General features: G+C 44.3%; 12 protein-coding genes and 1 pseudogene. 11 read left to right on the plus strand and 2 right to left on the minus strand.

All coding sequences use genetic code 11. From position 1 onward, the window contains the following. Window positions 1–207 precede the first annotated feature (207 nt). The 5 genes from MKO06_RS07160 to MKO06_RS07180 all read left to right on the plus strand — a co-directional run bounded on the left by MKO06_RS07160 (window position 208) and on the right by MKO06_RS07180 (window position 6,467). Window positions 208–1,467: an ABC transporter permease gene (locus tag MKO06_RS07160; protein ID WP_241550177.1), complete on the plus strand. Its 1,260-nt coding sequence runs from the start codon at window positions 208–210 to the stop codon at window positions 1,465–1,467. 178 nt (window positions 1,468–1,645) lie between these two features. After that, window positions 1,646–2,869 carry a DNA polymerase IV gene (gene dinB / locus MKO06_RS07165; RefSeq protein ID WP_241550179.1) on the plus strand — a complete coding sequence of 408 codons (1,224 nt, stop codon included), beginning with the start codon at window positions 1,646–1,648 and terminating at the stop codon, window positions 2,867–2,869. 59 nt (window positions 2,870–2,928) lie between these two features. Further along, complete coding sequence (locus tag MKO06_RS07170) at window positions 2,929–3,156, plus strand: hypothetical protein (protein WP_241550180.1); 228 nt, start codon at window positions 2,929–2,931, stop codon at window positions 3,154–3,156. Beyond that, window positions 3,140–3,442 carry a type II toxin-antitoxin system RelE/ParE family toxin gene (locus MKO06_RS07175; protein WP_241550181.1) on the plus strand — a complete coding sequence of 101 codons (303 nt, stop codon included), beginning with the start codon at window positions 3,140–3,142 and terminating at the stop codon, window positions 3,440–3,442. Before MKO06_RS07170 ends, MKO06_RS07175 begins: the two co-directional genes overlap by 17 nt. Before the next feature lie 40 nt (window positions 3,443–3,482). Then, a complete protein-coding gene (locus tag MKO06_RS07180) occupies window positions 3,483–6,467 on the plus strand; it encodes a DNA polymerase III subunit alpha (protein ID WP_241550182.1) in 2,985 nt (994 codons plus the stop codon). A 331-nt stretch (window positions 6,468–6,798) separates the two neighbouring features. On the opposite strand, the gene MKO06_RS07185 is transcribed toward MKO06_RS07180, so the two are convergent. Further along, on the minus strand, window positions 6,799–7,254 hold the full coding sequence (locus tag MKO06_RS07185) for a GAF domain-containing protein (protein WP_241550184.1): 456 nt from the start codon (window positions 7,252–7,254) through the stop codon (window positions 6,799–6,801). 87 nt (window positions 7,255–7,341) lie between these two features. Here MKO06_RS07185 and xrtF point away from each other — a divergent pair, with 87 nt between their 5' ends. Together xrtF and MKO06_RS07195 are read left to right on the plus strand one after the other, a co-directional pair. Then, on the plus strand, window positions 7,342–7,887 hold the full coding sequence (gene xrtF / locus MKO06_RS07190; protein ID WP_241550186.1) for an exosortase family protein XrtF: 546 nt from the start codon (window positions 7,342–7,344) through the stop codon (window positions 7,885–7,887). Beyond that, complete coding sequence (locus MKO06_RS07195) at window positions 7,872–8,339, plus strand: exosortase F system-associated membrane protein (RefSeq protein WP_241550188.1); 468 nt, start codon at window positions 7,872–7,874, stop codon at window positions 8,337–8,339. Before xrtF ends, MKO06_RS07195 begins: the two co-directional genes overlap by 16 nt. On the opposite strand, the gene MKO06_RS07200 is transcribed toward MKO06_RS07195, so the two are convergent. Continuing rightward, entirely contained in the window at window positions 8,329–9,276 is a 948-nt protein-coding gene (locus MKO06_RS07200) for an NmrA/HSCARG family protein (protein ID WP_241550190.1), read from the minus strand. The two genes, MKO06_RS07195 and MKO06_RS07200, sit on opposite strands and share 11 nt — an antisense overlap. A gap of 217 nt (window positions 9,277–9,493) precedes the next feature. Between MKO06_RS07200 and MKO06_RS07205 the strand changes: the two genes are divergently transcribed. From MKO06_RS07205 to MKO06_RS07220, 4 genes and pseudogenes are all read left to right on the plus strand, one after another. Next, window positions 9,494–9,886, plus strand: a complete 393-nt coding sequence (locus MKO06_RS07205) for an HYC_CC_PP family protein (RefSeq protein ID WP_241550191.1) — start codon at window positions 9,494–9,496, stop codon at window positions 9,884–9,886. A gap of 99 nt (window positions 9,887–9,985) precedes the next feature. Further along, window positions 9,986–13,827 (plus strand): annotated as a pseudogene (locus MKO06_RS07210) (efflux RND transporter permease subunit). Then, entirely contained in the window at window positions 13,817–15,061 is a 1,245-nt protein-coding gene (locus MKO06_RS07215) for a TolC family protein (protein ID WP_241550193.1), read from the plus strand. Before MKO06_RS07210 ends, MKO06_RS07215 begins: the two are co-directional and overlap by 11 nt. Next, window positions 15,048–16,748 carry an efflux RND transporter periplasmic adaptor subunit gene (locus tag MKO06_RS07220; protein ID WP_241550195.1) on the plus strand — a complete coding sequence of 567 codons (1,701 nt, stop codon included), beginning with the start codon at window positions 15,048–15,050 and terminating at the stop codon, window positions 16,746–16,748. Before MKO06_RS07215 ends, MKO06_RS07220 begins: the two co-directional genes overlap by 14 nt. Window positions 16,749–16,760: the final 12 nt, after the last annotated feature.

Consider the following 16,760-nt stretch of genomic DNA (forward strand, 5'->3'; position numbering starts at 1 on the left):
TAAAATTTGAATGTTTCTGAAATGCTTTTAATGCAGCGGGTGAGGTCATTTCAAAATCGATGAATGGTCCTGTGTTTAATCGAATGATGAATTCAAATAACCCGGAGCTTGAAATTCAAATTGAGCCGATTTTCAATAAAAAATGTAACAGATCAGCCTTGTTAGCGTCCTACCTTTAAGTTATCTATAACCAGCTGATTTTTCGTTATGTTGATGTATCTTCGCGTATTCAAGGAAAGCTTTGTTTTTGCCCTGAATGCCTTAAGGAATAATAAGTTAAGGACCTTTCTTTCCCTTCTGGGCGTTACCATAGGGATTTTCTCGATTATCGCTGTCCTTGCTGCGGTAGATTCACTGAAGAAGGATATCAAGGGTAGTCTTAGCGCCCTGGATAACAGTACGATCGTTCTGATGCGATTTAATTTTGGTCCCTCAGATGTTCCCAGGTGGAAAAGGGAACAATTTCCCGATGTGACCTATGAAGAATACCAGCAATTAAAGAAATCCTTACCTGACCTGGAGAGTATCGCTTTCGTTCTGGGTGTTCCTGGAAGTTCGTCCATAAAATACCAGGATGTTACCAGTACAGGGGTTGATGTAGGTGCTGTAACTCATGAATTTTATGATATCGAAGCTTTTGAACTGGAAGGTGGAAGATTTTTTAATGAGCCGGAAGCAGTAAGTGGTTCCGGAGTTGCCGTACTCGGTCACGAAGTGGCTAAGAATCTTTTTGGAGAACCAATAAGCGGAATAGGCAAGGAGATCAGGATGTTTGGAAGAAGGGTCACGGTAATCGGAGTTCTTAAGAAACAGGGACAATCGCTGTTTACAGGTTCCCGGGATGGTCAGGCCTTTGTGCCAGCAAACTTCGCCCGTCGCGTTTTTGGAACCAAGAAGGGTTCTGTTTTTCCACAGATCATTATGAAGCCAGTGGAGGGTGTGGACAACGATGAATTTATTGCCATGCTGGAACAGCAACTTCGCAATATGCGTGGGGTTAAGCCAGGTGAGATCAATAATTTCTTTGTCAATCAACTTCAGGGATTTGCTGATTTTATTGATAATATTACGGGGCAGTTGAACGTGATCGGGATCGTGATCAGCGGATTTTCACTGCTGGTTGGAGGTTTTGGTATCGCGAATATCATGTTCGTAAGTGTAAAGGAGCGAACCAACCTTATCGGGATCCAGAAGTCGCTTGGTGCGAAGAACAAATTCATTCTCTCCCAGTTTCTTTTTGAGGCCATCATTCTTTCGGTCATTGGCGGGTTGTTTGGATTATTCCTGGTATGGATAGTTTCCATTATCGCCTCGCAGTTTACAGGTGATTTTGAATTCGTTTTATCGCCTTTCAATATCCTGATTGGAACCATTGTTTCTGCGTTGATCGGACTCATCTCCGGGTTGATTCCGGCTATTTCGGCTTCCAGGCTGGATCCGGTGGAAGCGATCAGGACCGGAATGTAAGGGATTCATTCACAGTATTTTAACCCCTGTTCAGAAGTCATTTTTCTTGGTTGGCAATCGCTTGTGCCTGAAAATGAAGCTCCTGTAGTCTTCTCGATTTTTTAACATTCAATTTCCGAAAATAAGCCCCTGATTTTATAATTTTGGAAAATATCCTATAAAATGGAAATAATCCAAAATGAAGAATAAGGAAAAGGCGATATTACATCTGGATCTGGATACTTTTTTTGTGTCTGTAGAGCGATTAAAGGATTCGCGTTTGCTTAATAGGCCGCTCATTGTGGGTGGTTTGAGTGATAGGGGAGTGGTTGCGGCCTGTAGCTACGAGACACGAAAATTTGGAGTGCATTCAGGGATGGCGATGAAAGTGGCGAAAAGGCTGTGTCCGCATGCGACTTATATTCGGGGAGATGCTTCGGTGTATATGCGACATTCCGAGATCGTTACCGAAATTATCAAAAGTGAAGTGCCTACTTTCGAAAAAGCCAGTGTGGATGAATTCTATGCTGATCTTACGGGAATGGATCGCTTTTTTGGAGTAAAAAAGTTTGCCCATGAGCTTCGGGAAACCATCATGCGCGAAAGCGGACTTCCTATTTCCTTCGGACTTTCCAGGAATAAGATCGTTTCCAAGATCGCGACCGGCGAGGCTAAACCCAATGCCGAAAAATATATCGAAGCAGGATCTGAACGCGGATTCCTGGCACCGCTTGAAGTGAATAAGATCCCGATGATCGGGAACAAGACCTTCCAGGCTTTGCTTAACCTTGGGGTAAGGAAGATAAAGACCATACAGGAAATGCCGGTGGAAATGCTGGAAAGTGTTCTGGGAAAGAACGGGAGAGTGATTTGGAAGCGGGCTCACGGGATAGATGATCCACCTATCATTCCATTTCATGAACGAAAATCCATTTCTACTGAACGAACCTTTAACCAGGATACTATCGATATGGTTCGCCTGCACGCAACCCTGGTAGCGATGGCCGAGAGCCTGGCTTACCAGCTTCGGAAGGGCGAAAAACTGGCTTCGGTGATCAGCGTCAAGATCCGGTATTCCGATTTTCAAACGCAGAGCAAACAGGCAAAGATTCCCTATACCAGTGCCGATCATATCCTGATCCCGGTAGTGGAGGAACTGTTCAAAAAACTCTATACCCGCCGGCTCCTGATTCGGCTGATAGGTGTTCGTTTCAGCGGACTGGTTTCAGGACATTACCAGATCAATCTTTTTGAAGATTCTGAAGAGATATTGAGTCTTTACGATTCGCTGGACCGCATCAGGAAACGATTTGGAGAAGGAAGTGTAAAAAGAGCCGTAGGCATGGATGCGAAGACCATTGGCCGCTCGGGTAACCCGTTCAATGGTCAGCCGCCAATTGTATTGGCACATAGAAATCAATGATTAATAAAAACCAATTATCAAATGATTATGAGAAAGATTAAAAACTGTAAATTTGGGTAATGAGCATTCAGGATAAGAAAATAGAGTTGATCCAATGGCTGTCTACTTTAGAAGACCAATCTGTTATTGATAAAATAATTGAATTGAGAGAAAGTGAGAAAGCAAATTGGTGGGATGACCTTTCCCAGGCGGAAAAAGATTCTATCGAAAAAGGAATCAGTGATGCCGATGCTGGTAAGCTGAAGCCACATGCTAAGGCCAGGGATCTTTATGAAAAGTGGTTATAAGATCTACTGGACGGCTCATGCACTTTCCGAATTAGAAAATACTCTTAATTACCTTAAAGAAAACTGGACCGAGAGAGAACTGAAAAAGTTTTCTCGGGAGCTGGATCATAGTATCGAACTGCTATCCCGGAATCCCAGGATTTTTCCGCTTTCGTCCCAAAAGAACAATATTCGAAGAGTAGTAATTCTGAAGTTCAATACGCTGTATTACCGAATCAAAAATGATTCGGTGGAGATACTTTCTTTTTTCTCCAATCGCCAGGATCCAGGCAAGCTCAAAACCTGATTTCTTTTTCCATAATCATTAGTTGAAAACTCATTTTTAAATGATCTACCTGAATTGTCATACCTGGTATTCTTTGCGTTACGGAACTTTTTCCCCGGAGCGCCTGTGCGACCTTGCTGAAGCAAATTCCGCAGAATACCTCGCGGTGACCGATATCAACAACACCTCTGCCTGTCTCAGTTTTCTGAAAATGGCAAAGGATAGAAAATTCCATGCTATGATAGGTATCGATTTCAGGAATGGGGTAGATCAGCAATACGTGGGAATCGCTCGGAATAACCAGGGTTTCCGGCAACTGAATGAACACCTTTCCAGGCATATCCATATAGATAAGAGTTTTGAACCCGATGCGCCCGATCTGCCAGGTTGCTTTATCATCTATCCTTTCCGGAAGGTGGAGACCAGTGACAAAATCAAGTTCAAAGAAAATGAGTTTGTCGGGGTTTCGATAGATGATCTTCGCAGGCTGAGGTTTTCTAAATACCGAAAATACCGCGAAAAGCTCGTGCTGCTTCAAAGCGTAAGTTTCGAGACAAAAAAGGATTACAACGCACACCGACTTTTAAGGGCGATCGATAATAACGAGTTGTTGAGTCGGCTTCCCGAATCGGAACAGGCTTCGTTCTCCCAGCGATTCCTTTCAGCTGGAAAATTAGAGAAGGCTTTTGAGGAATTTCTGCATATCATAGAGAATACCCGAAAACTGGCCGCACAGTGCCAGGTAGAGTTTGGATTCGGAAGAGACCAGAACAGGAATTTAAAGGTCTATGGTAAAAGTGAGGAGCAAGATATACAGCGCCTACGGGAATTATGTGAACAGAATCTTTCCCGGCGCTATCCCGAAGCCGATGAGAAAGTGAAAGCCAGGCTTGAAAAGGAACTGGCTTCGATCATCAAACTGAAATTCGTTTCTTATTTTCTGATCAATCATGATATCGTAAGCTATGCCCGCTCCAAGAATTATCCTTTTGTGGGACGGGGAAGCGGCGCCAACTCCATCGTAGCCTACATCATTGGGATCACCAATGTAGATCCTATAGAGCTTGACCTGTATTTTGAGCGTTTTATCAATGAGAGCCGTGCCTCACCTCCCGATTTCGATATCGATTTTTCCTGGAAAGATCGTGAAGATATCACCCGTTATATTTTCGAGCGATATGAGCATACTGCTTTGATGGGAACCTATGTGACCTTTAAACGCAGGGCTGTGGCCAGGGAGCTTGGTAAGGTGTTTGGGCTGCCGAAGGAGAATATCGACAAACTTTCAGAAGGTTTTTTCAATTTCAGGGAACTCGATCACCTGGAAAAACTGGTATTGAGGTACAGCAGGCTTATTGAAGGTTTTCCAAATTACCTGAGCGTTCACTCGGGCGGGATCCTGATCCTGAACGATTCGATATATAATTACTGCGGAACCTTTTTTCCGCCGAAAGGCTTCGCCACGGTGCAGATCGATATGAATATAGCCGAAGATGTAGGGGTGCATAAGTTTGATATCCTCGCCCAAAGAGGACTTTCCAAGATCACCGATAGTATCGAACTGATCAGGCAGAATCAGCCGGACGCTGAAATTCACGATATAGAGGACATTCATTTTTTCAAAAAAGACCCGGGCATCAATGAGTTGCTGAAGGTGGGAGACTGCATGGGCGTTTTTTACGTGGAATCTCCAGCCATGCGGGGCCTGCTCACCAAACTCCAAACCGATAATTATATGAACCTGGTCGCGGCAAGTTCGGTGATAAGGCCGGGCGTTTCGAGTGCCGGGATGAAAGAGGAATTCATCAAACGACACCGCGACCCTGAAAGGCGGAAACAGGCTCACCCTGTAATGTACGAGATCATGAAAGAGACCTACGGAGTGATGGTCTACCAGGAAGATGTGATGAAAGTCGCTCACCTGTTCGCCGGGCTCAATTTCGAGGATGCCGATGTGCTTCGGCGGGGAATGAGTGGGAAAAAAGTGGCTGGTTCAGATCTTGAACGGGTGGAGCGTACGTTCAGGGATAATTGCAAAGAAAAGGGCTATTCGGCCCAGCTTACCGAAGAGATCTGGGAACAGATTTCCTCTTTCGCCGGTTATGCCTTTCCTAAGGGACATTCGGCTTCCTACGCGGTGGAAAGTTACCAGAGTTTGTATCTAAAAAGATATTTCCCGCTGGAGTTCATGGTGGCGGCTCTTAATAATGGTGGCGGCTTTTACGATACCCGAACCTATATACAGGAAATTCGAAGATGGGGCGGGAGGATACATGCGCCCTGTGTGAATAAAAGCGATCATCCCACGGCGATCTACGGAAAGGATGTTTACCTGGGGCTTGGCTATATCAAGGAGCTTGAAATAAAAGTGGTACAGCAAATACTGGAAAACCGACAGTTCTTCGGAGAGTTTAGCAGTTTCGAAGATTTCCTGGATCGTATTTCTATTTCCGTGGAACAGCTTACACTGCTTTTAAAAATAAACGCCTTCCGGTTTACCGGTTTCGATAAATACCATTTGCTCTGGAAGGCCTGCTTCAGGTTGAATAAAACGAAACGGGATATCAAACAACCCCTTCTGTTTAAGCCGGAACACCGGGATTTCGATCTTCCGCAGTTTCAGATCTCCCGGCTTATCGAAGCCTATGACCAGATCGAATTACTGGGTTTTCCGCTTTGTAGTGAATTCGACCTTTTGAAGCAACCTGTGAGATCAGGGGTGAAGGCCAGGGACCTGGAGAATTATATAGATCGTGAGATTGAGATTTATGGGAATTTGATCACTTCCCGAACGGCGGGCACGGTGAATAAGAAACTGATGCGTTTCGGGACTTTCTTTGATGTGGACGGCGATATTTTTGATACAGTTCAGTTTCCAGATACTTCCGAAAAATTCCCGATACGCGGGAAAGGGATCTACCGGTGCCGGGGAACGGTGGCCGATAGTTTTGGTTATCTGTCGGTTAGGATCAAAAGCATTCAAAGACAGGAAACGGCACCCGATCCGCGACTGGTGAATAGTTCATTTAAAGTGAAAATAGCCTGATACGATTTCAGGATGTTGAGCAGGATTTTCCGCTAAAATTAAAATTCCCGTTAAAATAAAAATGAACTCCTACTTAAATAATCTTAAAAAAATGGAAAAAGCTTTAAAGTTAGTTAAATGCTTAAAAATCAGTTTTTAGCTTGTTTATATTTGATCAAAAGAAAGAAAATGGGAAGCGAAATTGAAAAGGAATATGCGAATTCTATCTTACAATTAATTGGGTTTTTTGCCCTGTTAATAGTTGTTCTTGTAGTGATATTGTAGTTCTCAAAAAACTGAACATAAAAAACCCTCGAAAGATCGAGGGTTTTTTTATTTAATCAGGCAGCTATTAAAGGATTTCTGCCACTTTTTTATTCACCCATTCCAAAAAGATCTCATCTTCATGAGAGAACGGATCTTCAGTATGCGAGTCGATATCGATCTGGCCAATATTTTCTCCGTTTACGAATAAAGGAATCACAATCTCAGCTTTTACATGAATGCTGCAGGCGATATAATTGTTCTGGGCCTTTACATCGGGCACCACGAAGTTCTTGTTCGAAACAGCAACCTGCCCGCAAATTCCCTTTCCAAAAGGAATGATCTCATGATCTGTTGGTTCGCCGGCAAATGACTTCAGCTTTAATTCTTCTTTATCTCCATTCCTGAAGTAAAAACCTACCCAGTCGTAGTAAGGGATGCTGGTTTGAAGCAGTTCACAAACTTCGGTAAGGCGTTTGTCAACACTGGCATTATCGTTCGCAAGGATCTCTTCGATCTGTGGTTTTAATTTCTGAAAGGTCATATTAACAATATTTAGTGCAAAAGTATTCAATTTATGCTGCAAAGCGACGCCAGCTTTTCTATAAATTTGTTAAAAACCCGGCTGCCTTTGCTCAGTTTATTTAGAAAATACCGACTGGTCCTTCGTTTCATCTTTATCTTCCTGGGTAGCTATTTTCTTTTCTCGAGTTTATATAACGGTTTTTTGATCCTGTATGATACCGATCCGCCGGTGCCAGACCCTATTACCAGGCTTGTTGCTTATCAGAGCGGGGATATTATGGCTGGCCTGGGATATGATACCAATGTAGTAATGCACCCTACCGGTCTATCCATGAAATTGATGGTTGAAGACCTTTTCCTGGCCGGGATCGTGGAAGGTTGTAATTCGGCCAGTATGATCATCCTGTTCGCATCATTTGTCCTGGCGTTCTTTGGTAAACCGCTGAGAACGTTGCTCTATATTTTTGCCGGGGCCGTGATCATATATGCGATGAACCTCATTCGTATTGTCCTGCTAGCCGTTAGTATTTACGAATACCCGCAATATTCAGGTATTATGCACTCCATTTTTTTTCCGCTGGCGATCTACGGAACCGTGCTGCTACTCTGGATAATCTGGGTTAGAATCTATTCGAGATGGAAAAAAGGCTGAAAAGAAGGTATCGCGGATTGCAGATCGCACTGCTGGTCATTCTTTTGGCCGCGGTACGGCTTTTTGAAGAAAGCCTGTTCTACGACCCACTTACTTATTTTTTCAAATCAGATTACCTGACTGGTAAAATTCCAGAAATGAACCTTGGGCTCCTCACCCTGAATTTGATATTTCGTTTCATCATTAACACCCTCATTTCACTGGCGATAATCTATGTAGCCTTTCGGGATAAGCAAATCATGAAATTTTCAGGCATCCTGTATGCCTTGCTATTTGTTCTGGGATTTTCGGTATTTTTCTACCTTATTTTGAATTTGGAAAATGAACATTACCTGGCACTTTTTTACGTGAGACGATTTTTAATTCATCCCCTTTTTCTGCTTATTTTGCTGCCTGCCTTTTATTATTACAGGTTGAGGCAAAATGACCATGGATCGGCGATCAAACCCTAAACCGGTTTTTATTCTTTTCCAGCCATTCTTTAAAAGATAATAATTCAGGATTTAGTTCCCATGTATTTTCAGGATCCCTTAGGGCGCAATATTCCTTTTCGAATTCAGCTTTGAACTGAAACATATTTCCCAGATCATCGGCCCCGGGAAAGTCGGAGTTCCTATACAGATCAGGTTCCAAAGCATGGTATTTAACCTTCTTACCAAGAACTTCACTGAAAATTGCTGCCATTTCATTTCCGGTAAGCAATCCTCCTGCGATCGAAATAGTTTTGCCTTTGTATTTGTTTCCTTTCTTAAAGATTTGAAAAGCTGTTTTTCCAATATCTTCTGAAGCTATTCCTGGTAATTTTTTATCGCTCATGGGAAGATTAAGGCTTAACCGACCATTTTCGTCCTTTTGAGGACCCATTCCAAAATTGATGAAATTATCCCAGAAAAAGGAAGTTCGAAGTAGGGTATAAGGGACCTTGCTTTTAATAAAATAGGAATCAGCTTCTCCTTTAGCATCGTAGTGCGGCACCTTATAATGACCCATAAGAGTTGGCATTCGATCATCATCAACCGGGATCCATTTACGCGTATCTTCCAGGCTAGACCAGATCACATGTTTCAGTTTGGCTTCTTTTGCGGCCTCAGCCATATTCCTGGCATGTTCTTTTTCTTTTTCCGGTGAAAAATGTTCCCAGAAGAAGGTCACACAGAATGCTCCGTAGGCACCTTCGAAAGCTTCGATCAGACTTTCCTTATCATCAACATCAGCTTCGAAGAGATCTGCTCCATGTTTTCTGAGCTCTTGTGCCTTATCTGAGGTGTAGTCTCTTGTGATTGCTCTAACCTCAAAAGTTTTATCGGGATCTTCTATGATGGCTTTTACCAGTCCGCTTCCCTGGGATCCGGTTGCGCCAACTACTACGATTATTTTCGGGTCATTCATTTTATCGTGAATTTAAAAAGCTGAATATTATAAAGTTATGAAAAATGCTAGTTGAAAATAAGCTTTCCTAACACCAGAAAATAACAAGGGAGAATTGAAAGTTTTTTCCTGAATTTTATAACCGCGCTAATAATTCTTGCTTTAATTTTGACCGGTATTTTTGAAATTGAGGGTCTAAATGCCTGATATTGAAAAAATATGTATTTTTGTTAACCGAATGAAAGAGGCTTTTAGACAAATATCATCTTTTATGCTGGCCATGCTGGTCATGTTTTCCACTATGTCTTTCACCGTGGAAAAGCATTTTTGTGGTGATCACCTGGTTGATAAAGCTGTCTTTTCTGAAGTGAAGACCTGTGGTATGCAGATGGATGCGATGGCCGAAGGTCATTGCTGTACCAATGAAAAAACATCGGTTGAAGGCCAGGACGAATTAAAGATCTCGTTTGATTCCTTCGATTTTCAGCAAAAGATTTTTTTAACCACCTTCACTTTTTCCTATTTCAATCTGTTTGAGGCAGAGCCACAGCAGGTAATACCATTCAGGGAATATACTCCTCCCTTGCTGGTCTACGATATTCAACTCGAAGACCAGGTATTCTTAATTTGATCGATTTGATCCGCGTTCTGTAGAGCAATTTATACAGAGCCAGTTCCTTATTTGCCCAATTTTCGGGCTATTCTGAATTAAGATCAAATCATCAAATACATGTTCAATAGAATCATAAAATATTTTCTCTACAACCGTTTAGTTACGGTTTTACTGCTGCTTTTCCTCGTTGGGTGGGGCCTGGTAACCGCACCTTTTAACTGGGATACTGGCTTTTTGCCCAGCGACCCGGTCCGGTTGATGCCATACCCGATATTGGTGAAAACCAGCAGATCGTTTTTACCGAATGGCCTGGCCGTTCCCCTCAAGATGTGGAAGACCAGATCACTTACCCGCTTACCAGTTCACTTCTGGGAATCCCGGGAGTGAAATCCATACGCAGTTCCTCGATGTTCGGGTTTTCAAGTATCTACATCATTTTTGAAGAGGATGTGGAATTCTACTGGTCCCGTTCACGGGTTCTGGAAAAACTGAATTCCCTGCCTGCCAATTTGCTTCCTGCTGAAGTACAGCCCTCGCTGGGTCCAGATGCAACAGCACTTGGCCAGGTTTACTGGTATACGCTAGAAGGTCGTGACCCTGATGGCAATGTGACCGGGGGTTGGGATCTTCACGAGTTAAGAAGGATCCAGGATTATTATGTAAAGCCGGGTTTGAGTGCCACCCAGGGAGTTTCAGAAGTTGCCTCGGTAGGAGGATATGTCCAGGAGTACCAGATAGATGTAAATCCCGATGCACTTAAAGCCTTCGATATAGGTATCGACCAGGTGATGATGGCGGTGAAGAATTCCAATAGGGATGCGGGAGCCAAAACTTTGGAGGTCAATAAAGTTGAATACCTCGTTAGAGGTCTGGGGTATATTGAATCGATCGAAGATATCGAGAATACGGTAGTCGTAGCCAGGGATAATAAGCCGGTTTTGATCAGTGATATCGCCAGGGTTCATCTTGGTCCTTCTGAAAGGAGAGGAATCCTTGATAAAGGCGGGGCTGATGTTGCCGGGGGCGTTGTTGTTGCCCGTTATGGTTCCAATCCGCTGCAGGTGATCCAGAACGTCAAGGACAAGATCGGGGAGATCTCACCCGGATTGCCTTCGAAAACATTAGAAGACGGTACTGTTTCCAAGCTCACCATAGTTCCGTTTTACGACAGGACCCAGTTGATCAACGAAACCATCGGAACACTCGAAAGCGCACTTTCTCACGAGATACTGATAAGTATTATCGTGATCATCGTTCTGGTTCTGAATTTACGGGCTTCGGTTCTCATATCCAGCCTGCTTCCCATCGCGGTGTTAATGACATTCATCACGATGCGCTATTTGGCAGTGGACGCCAACGTGGTAGCATTATCGGGTATCGCGATCGCTATTGGGGTGATGGTAGATGTGGGAATTGTTTTCGTCGAAAATACCATTCGCTGGCTCGAGATGCCGGAAAACAAAAATGCCCGTGGAAAGAGATTGCTGGATATCATCTATAAAGCCACCGTGGAAGTCGCTCCGGCAGTGACTACTGCTTTACTTACCACTATTGTGAGTTTTCTTCCGGTCTTCTTTATGGAAAATGCCGAAGGAAAGTTATTCCGTCCTCTCGCTTTTACCAAGACATTTGCCATTGCAGCTTCCTTTGTGATAGGAGTTCTGGTATTGCCAATGTTCTCCTATTATTTCTTCAATATCAAGGCCGATAAAAAGAAGACTAAATTCATCTGGAACCTGGTGCTGATCTTTGGTGGGATAATTCTGGCCATTGTTTTCAGCTTCTGGTTACCATTGGCTTTAACGCTGATTGGCCTGCTGAAACTTTTTGAAGACCGAAATCCTGAGTTCCTTGGAAAATATTCTTCCCAGATCATCATCGGGATCACCTTGCTGGTCACTATTTTATTCCTTTCGGAAGAATGGATGCCTTTAGGCTTCGAAAAGAGCCTTTTTTCGAATTATATTTTCGTGATCATTCTTATCGCGATCACCCTGGCCATGTTACTGGCAGTGGTACGTTTTTATGAACCTATCCTTAACTGGTGTCTTACCAACAAAGGAACTTTCTTTATCCTTCCGCTTATTACCATTTTCCTGGGAGCCATGATCTGGTTCGGGTTTCCGAAATTATTCGGTTTTGTGGATGACGCCACCGAAGAGATAGGGCTGGACCTGAGTAAAACCCGGGTTTGGTCTGGTCTTTCCCATGCTTTTCCGGGCGTAGGGAAGGAATTCATGCCTTCACTAAACGAAGGTAGTTTTCTCCTGATGCCAACTACCATGCCGCATGCAGGGATCGAATATTCCAAGGAAACGGTTCAGAAACTCGATATGGCGGTGACCAATATTCCGGAGGTGGAAATAGCGGTTGGAAAACTGGGACGTATAGAAAGTGCCCTCGATCCTGCGCCGGTTTCGATGTTCGAAAATGTGATCAATTATAAGCCAGAATATGCCCTGAACGAGAATGGGAAACCAATTCGATTTAAGGTTGATGAGGAGGACCGGTTCATTCTAAGGTCTGGCGACAGCCTGTCCAATGCCGATGCGGTTAACAGGGGCATTAAGCGGGAACAACTGATTCCCGATGAAGACGGAAAGTATTTCAGGAACTGGAGAGATCATATACAAAACCCTGATGATATCTGGGATGAGATCGTTCAGCGAACAAAACTTCCCGGGGTGACTTCAGCTCCTAAATTACAGCCAATCGAAACCAGGCTGGTCATGCTGCAAACCGGGATGCGTGCGCCTATGGGAATCAAGGTTTATGGCCCTGATCTGAAAACTATCCAGGATTTTGGAATCCAGCTTGAAAATCTATTAAAGCAGGTACCTTCAGTTAAATCTGAAGCCGTATTTGCAGACCGTGTTGTGGGTAAACCCTACCTGGAAATAGATATAGACCGCACTGCGATCGCAAGGTTCGGGCTTAGCATAGAAGACGTTCAGCAAACCATTGAAACTGCTATTGGCGGGATGGAGATCACATCTACCGTAGAAGGCAGGGAGCGTTTCCCGGTTAGGGTGAGATACCCAAGGGAACTTCGCGACAATCCTGAAGCGGTGAAACGAATTTTAGTACCCACTTCTAGCGGAGCACAGATCCCACTAGGCGAGCTGGCCGATCTGGAATATGTTCGAGGTCCGCAAATGATCAAAAGTGAGGAAACCTTCCTGGTTGGTTATGTGCTTTTCGACAAACGCGATGGCTATGCCGAGGTGAACGTGGTGAACGACGCCCAGAACTTCATCCAGGAAAAGATCGACAATGGCGAGTTATTAGTTCCGGAAGGAGTAAACTTCAAGTTTTCGGGGAATTATGAGAACCAGGTAAGAGCAGTAAAAAGGCTTTCCATACTCATTCCATTATGTTTGATCATCATTTTCCTGTTGCTTTATTTTCAGTTTAAGACCGTGATCGCTTCTACCATCCATTTTTCGGGAGTTTTTGTGGCTTTTGCGGGAGGATTTATCATGATCTGGTTGTATGGACAGGGATGGTTCATGGATTTTGATGTTTTCGGAACCAATATGCGTGATCTTTTCCAGATACAGGAGGTGAACTTAAGTGTGGCCGTTTGGGTTGGATTTATTGCACTGTTTGGTATCGCTACCGATGATGGAGTATTGATGGGTACCTATATTCACCAGGTTTTTGAAAAACGCCAGCCCAATACAGTGCCCGAAGTAAGGGATGCTGTTATGGAAGCGGGTAAAAAGCGGGTTCGCCCAGCGATGATGACCACCGCGGTTACTATAATTGCTTTATTCCCTGTGCTTACTTCCACCGGGAAAGGATCGGATATCATGGTGCCAATGGCGATTCCTATCGTAGGCGGAATGATTATCCAGATCATGACCATTTTCGTGGTACCTGTTCTTCAGGCTTACTGGCGTGAAACCGTGGTTAAAAAGAATTCAAAATCTCAAAATCAGTTAACAAATGAAGAATAATCGAATTATACCGTTTATCTGGTTCCTGGTTTTGGGTTTCAGCCAGCTTCAGGCTCAGCAAATTCAGGATTATTTACAGATAGCTTCTGAAAACAATCCGGAAGTTCAGGCTGCCTATACCCGGTTCGAAGCTGCCCTTCAAAAGGCACCACAGGTTTCATCATTACCAGATCCAACACTCACTATGAGCGCCTTCGGAAGAATGATCGAAACAAGACTGGGAGCACAGGAGGCCCGTTTTTCCCTGATGCAGATGTTTCCCTGGTTCGGAACGAACAATCTAAGAAAAGGGTCGGCTGAATTAATGGCCGAGGCCAGATTCCAGGATTTCCTGGCAAGCCGGGAATCGCTTTTCGTAAAGGTGAAGGAAGTTTATGCCGAAATTTACCGAATTGAAAAGAGTATCGGGATCATGGAAGAAGACCTGGAAATTCTAGACTCATACAGGAAACTGGCCTTGAATCGTTTTGAAGCCGGAAGCGCTCCCATGGTGAACGTGGTAAAAGTGGATATTGACCGGGAGGAGCTTATTACCCGAATTGCCCTGATGAAAGATGAATTGGAAACCAGGAAAATTCAGTTCAATTATTTATTGAACAGAAATGAGTCGGCCATGGTTGAGGTACAGGACAGCCTGAGGCTGGAAAATGAAATTTCAGGAATTTCAAATTTTGAAGAACATCCTAGTGTCCAGTCTCTGGATTACGAGAAGCAGGCCTTCAAAAAGGAGATCGAGATCAGTAAAAAAGAAGGCCTTCCCATGCTGGGGCTCGGGCTGGATTATTCGATCATTTCAGAAAGAACCGATGCCAATCCGGCCAATAACGGGCAGGACGCGATCATGCCTATGTTTTCGGTTAGCCTGCCCATTTTCAGAAAGAAATATAAGGCAGCCCGTGAAGAGGCCAGACTGATGGCACAGGCCACAGAACAGGAAAAGAAGGCCATGATCAATGAACTAAGCAGTGAAGCCGAAATGCTTAACTACGAGCTGAAAAAAGCCAGGCAGTTGATGGACCTGTACGACCGGCAGATCACTAGCTCGAACCAGGCCAATAAATTACTGATTTCAGGATTTAGCAATGCCAATGCCGATTTTGAAGAAGTTCTACAGATGAACCAGGATCTTCTGATGCTGAAAATTCAGAAGATCGAGACTCTTGCCAATGGCTATAAGGCGGCGGCCAAACTTGATTACCTACACTTTAAAAACAATACAGATGCAAACGAATAGAAAAAATATATTCCTGGCCATCGGGATCCTCGTAGCAGGGATCTTCCTGGGCTGGCTTTTCTTCGGAGGTAATGGAGCCGGTCAGGATGAACATGAGCACGCGGCAAATACTGAGGCCGAAGTATGGACCTGTTCCATGCACCCACAAATCAGGCAGCCGGAACCGGGGCAATGCCCGATTTGTGGGATGGACCTGATCCCGCTTTCTGAAGATGAAGGCGGATTGGACTCAGACATGTTCCAGATGAGTGAAGATGCCATGAAACTGGCCAATGTGAGAACTATGACCGTGGGTGGCGGAGAAAGCGCCAGGGAGTTGAGGTTGAATGGAAAGGTAGTCGTGGATGAACGAAATGACTATACGCAAACCGTGCATATTCCCGGGCGTATCGAAAAACTAATGGTCAATTTTACCGGAGAGAAGGTGGAAAGAGGTCAAACTCTGGCCATGATCTATTCGCCACAACTGGTAACCGCCCAGGCCGAACTTTTACAGGCGCAGGAAATTAAAGAAAGTCAGCCGGAATTGTTCCAGGCAGCCAAACAAAAACTGCGAAACTGGAAGATCAGTGAAGCACAGATAGAAAGGATGCTTGCCGAAGGTGAGCCTATTGAAAGATTCCCGATACGATCTGATGTAAGCGGCGTGGTGACCGAACTAATGGCCGAACCTGGAGATCATCTTGAGCAGGGAATGCCTATCTACCAGATCGCTAATCTTGATAAGCTTTGGATACAGTTTGACCTGTATGAAAGTGACCTGAACTGGGTAGAGGAAGGAAGCACCGTAGAATATACCGTTAAATCGCTTCCGGGGAAAACCTTTGAAGGAGAGATCAGTTTTGTGGATCCCTTGCTGAACGACAATACTCGTGTGGCTACCGCCAGGATCGAAGTGCCTAATAAGGATAGAAAACTGAAACCTGGAATGTTCGTTAGCGGCGTGGTAGAAAACCAGCTGGATAGTTCCGTCGAAGATCGAATTGTGATCCCGGAGTCGGCTGTTCTATGGACCGGTGAACGGTCGGTGGTGTATGTGAAGACCGATATGGATAAAGGCGCTGGATTTGAAATGAGGGAAATAATTTTGGGCCCGGCACTGGCCGATTCTCACGTGGTGGAAAGCGGACTGAAGCAGGGAGAACAGATCGTGGTGAACGGTACTTTTACCGTAGATGCGGCAGTTCAGCTTGCCGGGAAACCCAGTATGATGAACCCGAATATTGGAGAAGAGAAAGTAGATGTTTCTGAAGAGGACAGATCAGCCTTACAGCCGCTTTTCAGCGATTATTTTGAATTGAAAAATGCGTTGGTAAATGATGATCTTGAAACCGCTAAAGCTTCAGCTAGGCAATTTCAGCAAACAATAGACCAGCTGCAGGTTTCAGCCATGAGTGATGAGGTGGGATCCTTGTTGAAGATTCATTTTCCAAAGCTACAGTCGGTTACCGACCGCCTGGTTAATGCTGCAAATATCGATGCGGTTCGCAACGAATTCATTGGCCTGTCCAATACCATGATCAACCTGGCAGTTTCTACCAGGCCCATGGAGGGGATGTATATTCAGCATTGTCCCATGGCGAACAGCAACCAGGGAGCAGACTGGCTTAGCATGTCTTCTGAAATTCGAAATCCGTATTACGGGGCCTCCATGTTGGGATGTGGTGAAGTCACAGACCAATTATAGAGCCGATATGTT

It is taken from the genome of Christiangramia oceanisediminis, from assembly GCF_022570735.2.
Lineage (GTDB): Bacteria > Bacteroidota > Bacteroidia > Flavobacteriales > Flavobacteriaceae > Christiangramia > Christiangramia oceanisediminis.